We start from the raw sequence: 12205 nt of genomic DNA on the forward strand, positions 1-12205 counted from the left end.
AAGACTAGCCAGTTAAGCCCTTTGAAAAGTGATGATGGCCAAAGCAGCGGTGATAGCTAATTTGGATAACTATCTGACTAAAAGTGTGCGGATTTTATTTAACTGGGAAGACAAATCAGGCAATTTGCTAAAACGAGTTACCCCAAGGTTTTGCTCTTCAAATTCCAAAATCTCCAGAAAACTTTGACGCATAGAGTTAATCTTTCTGAAAATAAATATTTTATGCTTTAAAGAATATAGCTTCAAGCTATAGTATTCTGCCATATCAGAACCAGGGCGTGATTTGAATTTATGAAACAGAACAGGGAAAAGCCTCAGAATGTAAGACAGCAATATCCACATAGCCTTGGCATAAAACGAAAAGAGGTTTTTTGCCCCCATACTTACTCTTAGCCGGTAAGGGACAATCACTTCATAACATTGCAATCCTTCTTTGATGAAGCGTTTATAGAACTCCCATCTGATGCGGGAGGAAGGCATGAAGTGCCTAAAAGTAAGCTTTCTTTCATACCAAATGCTGTAACCAGCCAAAGCAATGGCATAACAAAGCTCATAGTCTCCGCCCGAGCTAAGTTTACCGCCTTTTCGATCAGTAAGTGTTGGTTTGAATCCTGATTGTATAAGTTTGTTATACGCTGTTTTCCTGATAACGCATCCTGCACCATACACAATATGGTTAGGTACTATGCCCGATGCTTTTGCTTGCGGCCCGTTAGCAAATAAACCATGGCCTTTTGCCCAGACAGGTGGCGGAGTCTCAAATACTAAAGTGCCATGGCCTCCAAGCGCCCCAACCCTTGGGTGCTGCATCATACATTGGTAAGCTAAGTTTACATAGTTTTCCTCTAGCCAATTGTCATCATCACAAAACAGAACAAAATCATACTGAGCCTCTTGTAAGGCTAGTGCACGGGCGTATGTTAACCCTTGTTTGCTTTCCTGAAGAAGGATAAAAGGGGCTGGCGATCCGTGTTTTCGCCATTCAGTTACAGCTATCTCGCTTGTGTTATCAGTGGAGGCATTATCTATTACTACAAGCTCCCAACTAATTTTTGGATCCACGCGCTGCTGTGCTATATGGCGTATAGTTTCTGGGAGTAAAGCCGCTCCGTTGTAAGTGCAAATAACTATAGATACGCCTTCTCTCATATTAGTGCCATATAAAATATAGGGAACGTCTTCAATGCTGTAGAAGAGCAAAACACTACACAAAATGAAGTATAAGCTCCTGCTAACTTACTACCTGAAGTCAAATTGCTTAACAGCTTATAGTATATTATATAAGTTGTTCTAAAACATTCAGCTGTGCAGCTAAAAATAGATACACCTGTTTTGAGGATGGCAGAAGTGGCTATACGTTGTGTTATATGCAAAACATCTGACAGCCTCAGTAAGTAATTTAATGTGTTTGTAAAAGATTGAGCTAAGTATAAATACTTTATAAAGCTGCCAATTTTGTGAAGGAGCCGAAGCAGATGGAACAAGGGAGGCAGAACCAGTGGCATTGTTTGAGGAGAAGTTTTTTATAAGCTTTTATATACGGAGATTTAAGGTTTATATCTGAATAAGTCTTAAATATATTTATATAATCATAGTTTGTTTGGTGTATCTTATTGTTTTCTCAAAGTATTAAAGTTCTTGTAAGCTGGTTTTTGATATAGAGTAATATAGTTACTCACCCATAACCTCTATTGTTATCAGTTAAATATGCTGATGTTAGAAGTCCTCTTTTTAACTACAGTTTACCTATTCTCTAAATTAGAACGGCATTCAAAAAGTCACAGTTCTACTTAATTTGCCGACTCATTTTCGGTTATAAATGACTGTATTTTAACTATTTAGTAGGTGTATGTATAGGAATTAGTTATCTCTTAATAATAACATAGCCTATAGGTCGTTATACTTAAAAAATAGTGCAATCTATTATAGATCGATTTTGATCTGGCTTGAGCTAATCAATCCATACTAATTAACATTAGTATGGGCTCTTCTGGTAAACAATAAAATTGCATCTTGTTCTTTCTGAATATTGCTTAATCCTAAGCAAGAAAATCTCCTGTTGTAATTGATTGTATTGTAAAAATACAATTATCATAAAAGCTTATAGTTCTGACTATATATAAGGTTTCGTATAAAGAAAGCTAAAGCATGTATGAATATCATGTTTTAAATGTAAAAAAAGACGTTTTTTGCAGAAAATTGGTGAATGGCTTTCAATTTTGAAATCAACTGCTTTACCTTTGTTGCAGACATTAGGATAAAATGTGCAATTATTAGGTGGGTGTAGTGCAGTAGAGATTACATCATTCTATGTTTAACTGTTAAAAAGCTTCTGTGTGTATGATAAGACTTTTAGGTGTTAGTAAATTAATTTAACTAGTAACCGTAAATTATTAATTCTTAAAATTTTCTATCTAGTTTTTACCTCTAATAAATCAGTATTGACTGGTAAAAATGAAACTATTCAATCCAATTCTTATTCAATTTTTAGCCAAATAATGAAAAATTCAAGATTCAAATATATCCTTATGCCCCTAATGGTGGGCGCAGTAACTTTTTCTTGTGAGCAAAAAGAACTTGATGAAGTAAACCCTAGTGCAGGACTGACTGCTGAGTCAACTGGCAATGCTACTTCAGCGAATTACATTTTCCAGGAGACGTTTGAGGGCAGCAGCGCCTTCTCCGGCCGCCACACGCAGTTCGGCACCTCTTACTCGTTCCAGATGGCCACCAACCCGGTTTTCGCCGGGGCCAAGTCGGGCCGCTTTGAGCTGCGCAGCTCAGACGGGCAGGTAGCCAACGGCACCCGCGCCGAGGTGATCGTGGCCGACCCGGCCACCAACAAGAACAGGTGGTACAGCTTTGCGGCCTACTTCCCGGCCAAGGACTACGCCTACGACTCGGGCAGCGAGGTGATCAGCCAGTGGTGGCAGACATCGGGCAGCACCCAGGCCACCTCCCTTCGGGTGCGCAAGGACAGGCTCATCCTGAGAACAGGCAACGACCCGAAGTCGTTAAAGGAGATCGACCTGGGCGCAGTGACCAAGGACAGCTGGCAGGAGTACGTGTTCCACTTCATCCACTCGAACGGCAGCGACGGCCTGATCGAGGTGTGGCGCAACGGCACCAAGATTCTCGAGCAGAAGGGCGGCAACATGTACAACGACAAGATGCCTAACTGGAAGATCGGTATCTACAAAGCGTCATGGAACAGCGGCAGCACCGAGACGAGCAAGCGCGTGATTTATTACGACAACATCCGCGTTGGCAACGAGAATGCTACACTGGCTAGCATGACTACTACAACCGCTGACGCTCCGGTAACAACTCAGCCAGAGCCAGCACCAACTGAGCCAGAGCAGGAGCCAGTTATCACAGAGCCAGCACCATCTGCGCCATCTGAACCGGAAGTTTCTGAGCCAGCACCGTCTGAGCCGAGTGAGCCAGAAACGACAGAGCCAGAACCAACTGAGCCTGAAACAACGCAGCCAGAGCCGACTAAGCCTAGTGAGCCGGAAGTTTCTGAGCCAGAGCCATCTGATTCAGATAAGGATAAATACAAAAACAGAGGGCATGAGAGAAGAGAAAGAAAAGATCGTAGCTACGGTTACTCTAAGTCTTATTCTAGAGCTAAAGGTAAATAAATTTATATAGTATTTTTACCTGTATAGGTAGATAAGCCTACACATTGTATTGAAAAGAGCAGCTGATCTTCAGCTGCTCTTTTTGTTTTTTAGTATAGCATGGACTTAAAATTAATAGTAGGTATAAATAGCTGTATAGCTTGTGCTTATATAAGAGTTAAACTGATATTCTCAATTAGCTACCATAAAAGTGACACTTTGTACAGATAACTATTTTCGATCTTGAATATAGAAAAAGTTTAAGCCATATCTGCTTCGAATAATTACTTTACTAGATATTAAAATATACACCCACGCAGCTATTATACTCAAATAGCATAAACTAAAACTATATTATAAATAGAGTTGCTATACTGAAAAATGATAACTAATAAAAGTTAAATGGCTTATAAGCAGTTTTTTAAAAGCTGAAGCCTTTATAGCATTAAATTTTAGTACACCATGCAATCCTACTAAATTGGTTGGAATCTAATGAATATAGCTATGGCCAGTCAGGATTAAACAAAATTGAATCTGCAAATATATACATAGTTTATATGTATTCACATCCTATAGATTGACGTTCACCAGTGAAAACCCCTTATCTACCCGATATTTTATATTCCTTCCTAATATAAGCATAAATATGAATCTTTAACAGTTGGATTAAGTATAATAATTATAAAAAATTTATAAAAATTATAACTCATTAGTTATTAGTTCCAAAATATGGAAAGAAATCAAGGTGATTAGTTTGATTTAATTGTAAAAATAACACCAAGGTTAATAGTGTTTATATATTTTGTAGACTTAATATTTCGTAATATGATTGAAATTTACCGACTCTCTTATCAGTATTATGTAGTCCCGCACAGAATTTAAGGATTACACACAAAATCTATAATACAGTATATATTCTAGTTCTACAGTACAGGCTTAGCAAATATGGTAAGTGCTTACTACTGTATTGCCTCTAGTTTAAATCTATTGCGCTGCTATAGATGCTTCTTATACCAATTCACTGTAACCATTATGACCTAAGCTAACAAACATTGGTAGCCTTTATGGTAAAATAGTTATTACGATCACTTTAAAATGTATAGTATGAACGACCACAGACATATAAGCCCGTCTTTCTACTTTGGTGGAGATATAATAACTTTAATAACAGCTTTATTTATTTCTATCTATTTCTTCAATGATAAAAGTTTAAGCCAGGTAGATTGGAGTATTTTTTTAGGCTTCATTGTACTGTGGTTTGTAATTGGCTACTGGAGGCGTTTGTATTACCTAAATTTCCACAACAGGCTAAGCCTTAGGGTTTTCAATTATGTGAAGGCTTATGTTATACTTATCACAATCTCTTCCATTATTTACTATTTCTCACCAATATCAATTAAAAGCCTTAACGCTATTACCGCTTTTGTAGTCGCATTCCCAATTTTAGGCATTTCTGTTAATATGCTTGTTGTAAACTACTTGACTTACGTTAGATCCCAAAAGAGCACGAATGAGCGTTATACTTTAGTTGCAGGCATTGGCAACGTGGCAGAGAATGTAGAGAAGCACCTACACACTTCTAAAAACAGAGGATATAAAATTAAAGGCTTTATAGACTGCAATAAAAAGGAGAAGTGCTTGGTGCCGCAAGATAAAGTGGTAGGAGACATTGACCATATACATGAGTATCTGAGAGATAACCCTGTAGATGAAATTGTAATCGCACTTCCTGTTAAAACTTCAAAGAAGATCAAGAATATTATAACAGCCGCTGATTACCATGGTGTTAGGGTAAAGTATATTCCAGATTATCAAGGGCTCTTCGGTAACCAATATAAAATTACCAGGTTTGGGCAGTTGGATGCTATAAATGTTCGCCAGTTACCTTTAGACGAGACATTCTCATTTTTCATCAAGAACACCTTTGATAAAGTTTTCTCATTTGTAATTCTTGTGTTTTTGTTACCTGTATTTGCCTTAATCGCTGTACTTATTAAAGCAGATTCTCCAGGCCCGGTATTCTACTACCCTACCCGGATCGGAAAAGGAGGGCGGCCTTTTAAGGTGATTAAATTCCGAAGTATGATAAAAAATGACAACCCTAATTTAGACATGCTGTCTACTCAAAAAGATGATGCCAGAATAACTAAAGTAGGAAGAATCCTGCGCAAGTATAGCCTCGACGAGTTACCGCAATTTGTGAATGTGCTGCTTGGCGACATGAGTGTTGTTGGGCCAAGGCCGCATCGGAGCTTTCTAAATCAGCAGTTCCAGGAAAGTGAAGAGAAGTATATGATCAGGCACTACTTTAAGCCTGGCATTACTGGTTGGGCGCAAGTAAATGGGTGGCGCGGGCCAACAGAAACAAAGGAGCAGAAAACACAGCGAACACGGCATGACCTGTGGTACATGGAAAACTGGTCTTTATGGCTGGATCTTAAAATCATCTACATGACAATTTTCGGTAAAAAGACCCACAATAGCGCATTTTAATACGAATGCTTTCAGGCGCATAATAAAAACGAAAGCAGAGATACTATTTTATGTTGAAAATAAATACGATATATATTTCATACTTTATACTATTTCTTACACTTATTGCCAAACATGAAGTTTCAGATTTAGCGTCTAAAATACAGCAAAAAAGCGAAGTGCTGCCTGAGCAACTTTATTCGCTTTATTTGCCACGCATGGAGTTTCAGAAAGTAAATTCATCAACCAATTCCATAATTTTTGAGGAAACCTTTGAAGGTGAAAAGCCTCTCTCTAGCATTGTAGGAATTCAGACTGCAACTCCGCATAGTTACCAGTTAGTAACAAACCCGGTTTTCAGGGGCAGCAAAGCAGGAAAATTAGAACTTCGGCACAATGACCCTATGGTCCATAATGGTACCAGGGCAGAACTGTTTGTTACTGACCGACCTACAAACAAAGAGAGATGGTATAGTTTTGCGGTTTACTTCCCATCCGAAAAGTATGCATGTGATGCCTCTAGTGAGGTAATCAGCCAATGGTGGCAAACTGCCCACAGTACGCAAGCTACATCGCTGCGTGTGCGGGAGGACAGACTTATACTTAGAACTGGCTCTGACCCGGATCTGCTGCAGGAAATAGACTTAGGCCCTTTGTTAAAAGACAGTTGGCAAGAGTTTGTATTCCATTTTGTACACTCTGATGGTGGCGATGGCCTGATAGAGATCTGGAGAGACGGGAGGAAAATCCTTACGCAAAAGGGAGGAAATATGTATAAACTAGACCTACCTTACTGGAAGCTAGGTCTATACAAAGCTAAGTGGAATAAAAGCGAAACAGATACAAAACTTCGTGTCTTATACTTGGATAACATACGTGTTGGCAGCGAACATGCAGGATTAAATATTATGCAAACTATTAATGAGGCTCCATAACTTCTTTTTGCTTGAAGTACAGATTTTAGGGAAAAAGTAAAATTATTTAGTACTATAAAAATAATATTTAGACATATTTTTACCTATTTTTTTCGTATTGAAAATATGCACTAATATATCAACCCAGTACTAAAAAGACGTATCACTGATCTTAAATGATTTCCCATGACATGGAGCGCTAGAAATATATTCACCTGGTTTGTAGCTAACTTGTTGATTATAGGTGGATTTGTACGGAGGGCCAAGAAACGAGCTATGAAAGGAGAGTTCATCTTACCGGTTTATTTTCATAACCCCACTAAAAAAGAGTTTGAAGGGTGTGTGAAATGGCTTAAAAACAACGGGTTCACTTTTCTAAGTATGGCTGACCTGAATGAAATCAGGCAAAAAAATCTTCCGCTGCCAAAGGGGGGAGTGCTGCTAACCCTGGATGATGGTTGGCAGTCTAATGAGAGCAACGTAATAGAGGTTGCCAATAAATACAAGGTGCCGGTATCAATATTTGTGTCCTCAGAACCTGTAGAAGACGGTGTTTATTGGTGGACTTACCTTGAAACTGCCGCAAAGTATAACAAAGGTCTTCCACCAAAATCCTTGTTGAAAAAAGCATCCAACGTAGAACGTATTTCTATACTACAAAACATAAAGAATGAAATCACGCTGCCGCGAGAAGCTTTAACGGTTGATCAGGTTAAAAAAGCATCTGAATCTGAGTATGTTACTATTGGCGGCCATACGCATACACACCCTATACTAATCAATTGTAAAGATGATGAGCTTTACGCTGAGTTAAGTCTGTCTAAAGAGAAGTTGGAAGCTTGGACGGGCAAAAACATACATTATTTTGCTTACCCAAACGGAGACTATGGAATACGAGAAATAAATGCCCTGTCCGAACTTGACTACAAGCTAGCGTTTACCTGTGAGCCAAAGTACCTTACAAAGAGTATATTGAACAGCAACTTTGAATTACCGCGATTTGGTCTGTTGGAGGGCGCCTCGCTGGCAGAAAATATCTGCAGAATGTTAGGAGTCTGGAAACCGCTGATGCTTAAATTTATGTATCCCAAGCGCAGGCTGTCTGTGGATCCACAGACTACTACAGTGTCAAGCAGGCCAAAATCCGAAATGATGGCGCTTTAAATAACTTCTGTAACAATAATTTATCGGGTTGTTGCTGGTACCCTTTCCAGCTCTATACCAGCACATCTTCAATGGCATGTTAGTATTTTACCATATAAAATATCAACTGAATTGCTTGTAGCCTTTCATCAAATTAAAAAATCTTAGTTATGTATAAAAACCTTACTAATGAGTTAACCTTAGAAGTAGAAAGTACATCTGCAACTGAGCTTTTAGTTGGAGATGAGGTATTACAATTGATGTCAGATCAAAACTTTATCGAGGCTTGGCACGCACTTTATGGGGATTGTGAGTGGGCAACAGTGTTTCAGAGTCCAGAGTTTGTAAGTGTGTGGTACCAGACATTTCATCATAAAAACTTGCCCATACTTGTGAAAGAGGAGCAGGGAGGGAAACTCACCGGCTTACTGACATTAGCTAAAAATGTGCAAGGCTTGGGCATTACGGCTGCCGGAGGCTGGGATGCTTACTACCATACCTGGCTTTGCAGCAAAAGTGACGAGGATAGATTTATAAAAAATGCTTTATCTAAGGTAAGAGAGGGTTTTAAGGGGCAGAAAATCATGTTTAAATATATTCCACCTAAAACACCTCTTAATTGGTTGCAGGATGACCCTGAGTGGAATAGCCGCTATGTTATGCGTGAGTTCAAGCGCCCGGTTATGAATTTCCAAGATCCTGAGGCAACAAAGCTGTTTAAAAAGAAACAGTTTAGGGAAAATCGTAATCGCTTAAAACGACTTGGAGAATTAAAATTTGAAAAGATTGTAGTGCTGGATGAGTTTAAAGCTGTGCTGGACGAACTTATTATTCAGTTTGATTTTAGAAAAGGTGCGACGCTTAACAAAATCCCTTTTAAAAATAACCCTGTTAAAAAGGAGTTCCTTCTTGCGCTATTTGAGCAAGGCATACTTCATGTAACAGTCTTAAAGCTTAACGATGAAATCATTGCCTCATTAGTGGCTACAGAAGGTAAAAATAAGTGGGTGCACGGTGCGGGTATCAATACGCATTCTCCTTTCTATGCAAAGTACTCGCCAGGCTACGTCATTATGGTAATGTTGGAGCAGCTACTGTTTGAAGAAGGTTATGCAGCTTTTGATTTAACGCCTGGTGGTCACGCTTATAAAGAAAGACTTGCAAACTCACATGATCAGTTGTACGAGCTCTGTATTACAAGTAAATGGCATGCCTATACGACACGTTTTTTTTATGATTATTTAAAAAAGGCTAGCATGTACGGCTTGTCAAGGGCAGGCATAAACCCAAAGCTGCTCAGAAGCAATGTTGAAAGAAAACTTCTTCTTAAAAAGGAGCAATTAAAGCTGGCTAAGTATAATGGTTATAGAAGTTTAGTCAGAGATAAAAATACGCAGAACTTAGGAAAGCAGATAGAGGTTTACAGAGTTGACGCAAGTGCTTTGGGTGAGACTATGCCTGTAAGGAGAAACTGTTTAAACAGCTTGCTGCAGTATAAGGCTAAAGGTGCCCAATTAACAAGGTGGGAATTTTTGGAGGGTGCCATGATGCGTTTTGAAAGTGGTGAGGAATCCTACACCTGGCTGAAAGACGGGCAATTACAATTATGCTTATGGGTAAACTATACTTCTAAAACTGGCTTTGAAAAAAATGATGGGGCAGTAGCAGTTAAGTTCGAAAACATCTACTGTAATCCTGAGAATACAAAAGACTTACCTGCTTTTATTGCAGCCGTATCCAGAGAAATAATAACTAAAACTGGCAAGCAAAACTACTATATCACTGTTAACGCGCATGATAATTTGCTAGTGCAGTCTTTTGAACAAATCGGAGTTAATACAGCATCTCTTTCTGTTGAAACAAGCATTTAACCTCTACCCACAAAGATGCTAGTGGCGGTAAATGACTTTTTCCGCATAATCTTAACAATTCCCTTATAATTTCCTCCTTAAAATGGGCATGATACTGCTTCTTTAGGAGTGAAAACAGCCTATATTTTCTAAAAGCAGGACTCCCTGAAGATAGTGCATCCTCAACTAAAAAGTACAAAGTTGCCTCATGCTTTCTAATTGAGGATGCTATGGTAATTAATTTTACTGCTGACCTGCTGCAGCATGTTCATTTTTGGGTAACTATTTTAATCTGAGGCATATTAAAGGAGAGGGTAAGGGACGTATGGGTATAAAATCTTATTTAAAATTTTAGAGGTTTAATCAATAAAGGTTCTGAACCATAGCTCCAGGTGAACCCATTTCCATATCTCCTTGGCTATGTTTGCTTCGCCAGATAAATGTTCTTCATACTTTTGAAGCGCGACTTCAGGATCAATAAGATTTCTGTTTTTGAAGGATTCACTTTTAAGTATGTCTTTAACTGTAGCCTGCCATTTAGGCTCTCTGAACCATTCATCCTGGGGGGTGCCAAAACCAATTTTGTCCATCCTCATTCTGATTTTATCAGGCAGAATTCCTTTCATGGCTTCTCTAAGTATGTATTTGGTGATGCCGTTGCGAATGGCCCAGGTTTCTGAACTTGCCAAGGTTCTCTCCACAAGGCGGTAGTCTAGAAACGGAACCCGGGCTTCTAAAGAGAAATGCATAGAGTTCATGTCTTCCCATTTTAAAAGATGCTCCAGCTTATTTTCAAAGTGGTCTAGCAAGGAGTCTTTCAGCGTGTTGGAGCCATACAGGCTTCCGGCAATAGAGTTTGATGTGCTATACCTTTCAATAAAATCTCCTTTCAAGTATCCTTTTTCACCGACGCGTACGGATGTTTTAATGTTCTCAGGCAATAAAAAGTATACAAACGATTTGATGCCGTACAAGCTTCGGTGGTTGTTCAGGTATTGGTACATCTCACCGCCTAGCCTGCCGATTCTGGCAGTTCTTAAGAGGTCTTTAAAAAAGAAACCGAAAAAATAATGATAGCCGGCAAGCTCTTCGTCGGCTCCTTGCCCGTCTAGGGTTACCACCACTTTATCTTTTGCTAACTCCATAACCTTATATTGGGCGTAAGGCGAGGTAGAAGGTATGGGCTCTGCATGCGCCTTAACAAACTGTATTAAATCTGCTCCCAAAGTCTCCGCATCAGGGTGCGTATAATGCATGTTCTGCAGGTAAGGCTTAAACTCATGTATAAACTCCTTCTCATCCCCAACCTGCCCGTTTTGATAAACCGCAGAAAAAGTGTTTAGATCAGTTTTGTTAAATTCTTTAAGAAGAGTCGCGACAATGCTGGAAGAATCCAGGCCACCGCTAAGGCAAACACCAACCGGCACATCGCTCCTCAGGCGCAGCCCTATAGAAGAAGTTAACAGGTCTCTGTATTCTTCCGGGTCCCGGAAGGCCTTTGCTTTTGCTACACTGTCACGCAGGTCGTACCACTTGTTAATTGTAATACTGCCTGCGTTTACCATTAGCTTCATGCCGTGCTGCAGCTTTTTAACTTCTTCAAAGAATGTCTCTTGCGTTTGGTCGGTTCTGTTAAAAGCGAGGTAATCGAATATACTTTGGTAATTAGGCGTCGGCTTTGAGTCTAAAAGGCTTAGCAGGGGAGGGATTTCGGAGCAGAAAGCAAAGAAATCCTGGTTTTGGATATAATAAAAAGGTTTGATGCCAAAGCGGTCTCGGCAGGCGAATAATGTTTTTTCTTTTCGGTCATAAACTGCAAATGCCCACATGCCGTTAAAGCGGTGCATGCATTCCTCACCCCAGTTAATGTAAGCCTGGAGCAGTACCTCTGTATCCGTTTTAGTCTTGAATACAATTCCCTGCTCTTGCAGCTCCTCACGTAACTCAACATAGTTAAAGATCTCACCATTAAATACCAGCGCATACCTATCGTCAGCAGATAGCATCGGCTGATGGCCATCCGGTGAAAGATCAATGATGCTGAGCCTGACAAAGCCCAAACCTGTGGCATTTTCTATAAATAAACCTTCGTCATCTGGTCCACGGTGTTTCATTTGCTGCATCATGGTGCGCAGCGACACTTCTTTAGGGCTGTTTTCGTCAAAACGGATGATTCCTGCTATTCCACACATATTTGTTATAG

7 protein-coding genes are annotated in these 12205 nt (G+C 39.6%); 5 read left to right on the plus strand and 2 right to left on the minus strand.

The window, feature by feature from the left end:
• Positions 1 to 69 precede the first annotated feature (69 nt).
• Positions 70 to 1149, minus strand: a complete 1080-nt coding sequence (locus Q1B04_RS18365) for a glycosyltransferase (protein ID WP_299761772.1) — start codon at positions 1147 to 1149, stop codon at positions 70 to 72.
• A gap of 1349 nt (positions 1150 to 2498) precedes the next feature.
• Between Q1B04_RS18365 and Q1B04_RS18370 the strand changes: the two genes are divergently transcribed.
• The 5 genes from Q1B04_RS18370 to Q1B04_RS18390 all read left to right on the plus strand — a co-directional run bounded on the left by Q1B04_RS18370 (position 2499) and on the right by Q1B04_RS18390 (position 10023).
• Entirely contained in the window at positions 2499 to 3644 is a 1146-nt protein-coding gene (locus Q1B04_RS18370; protein WP_299761775.1) for a polysaccharide lyase, read from the plus strand.
• Positions 3645 to 4727: 1083 nt separating this feature from the next.
• On the plus strand, positions 4728 to 6116 hold the full coding sequence (locus Q1B04_RS18375; protein ID WP_299761778.1) for an undecaprenyl-phosphate glucose phosphotransferase: 1389 nt from the start codon (positions 4728 to 4730) through the stop codon (positions 6114 to 6116).
• A gap of 50 nt (positions 6117 to 6166) precedes the next feature.
• Positions 6167 to 7030, plus strand: a complete 864-nt coding sequence (locus Q1B04_RS18380; RefSeq protein ID WP_299761781.1) for a polysaccharide lyase — start codon at positions 6167 to 6169, stop codon at positions 7028 to 7030.
• 165 nt (positions 7031 to 7195) lie between these two features.
• A complete protein-coding gene (locus Q1B04_RS18385) occupies positions 7196 to 8173 on the plus strand; it encodes a polysaccharide deacetylase family protein (protein ID WP_299761784.1) in 978 nt (325 codons plus the stop codon).
• A 149-nt stretch (positions 8174 to 8322) separates the two neighbouring features.
• A complete protein-coding gene (locus Q1B04_RS18390) occupies positions 8323 to 10023 on the plus strand; it encodes a GNAT family N-acetyltransferase (protein ID WP_299761787.1) in 1701 nt (566 codons plus the stop codon).
• Between the two features lie 338 nt (positions 10024 to 10361).
• On the opposite strand, the gene asnB is transcribed toward Q1B04_RS18390, so the two are convergent.
• Positions 10362 to 12194 (minus strand): asparagine synthase (glutamine-hydrolyzing), encoded by a 1833-nt coding sequence (asnB, locus tag Q1B04_RS18395; RefSeq protein WP_299761790.1) that lies wholly within the window; start codon positions 12192 to 12194, stop codon positions 10362 to 10364.
• Positions 12195 to 12205: the final 11 nt, after the last annotated feature.

Source organism: uncultured Pontibacter sp. (assembly GCF_947495565.1).
Classification (GTDB): domain Bacteria; phylum Bacteroidota; class Bacteroidia; order Cytophagales; family Hymenobacteraceae; genus Pontibacter.

Bases quoted from the DNA above. Each gene is read 5' to 3' on its own strand.
- Q1B04_RS18375 (WP_299761778.1), top strand. From the start codon at position 4,728: ATGAACGACCACAGACATATAAGCCCGTCTTTCTACTTTGGTGGAGAT.
- Q1B04_RS18380 (WP_299761781.1), top strand. From the start codon at position 6,167: ATGTTGAAAATAAATACGATATATATTTCATACTTTATACTATTTCTT.
- Q1B04_RS18370 (WP_299761775.1), top strand. From the start codon at position 2,499: ATGAAAAATTCAAGATTCAAATATATCCTTATGCCCCTAATGGTGGGC.
- asnB (WP_299761790.1), bottom strand. From the start codon at position 12,194: ATGTGTGGAATAGCAGGAATCATCCGTTTTGACGAAAACAGCCCTAAA.
- Q1B04_RS18390 (WP_299761787.1), top strand. From the start codon at position 8,323: ATGTATAAAAACCTTACTAATGAGTTAACCTTAGAAGTAGAAAGTACA.
- Q1B04_RS18385 (WP_299761784.1), top strand. From the start codon at position 7,196: ATGACATGGAGCGCTAGAAATATATTCACCTGGTTTGTAGCTAACTTG.
- Q1B04_RS18365 (WP_299761772.1), bottom strand. From the start codon at position 1,149: ATGAGAGAAGGCGTATCTATAGTTATTTGCACTTACAACGGAGCGGCT.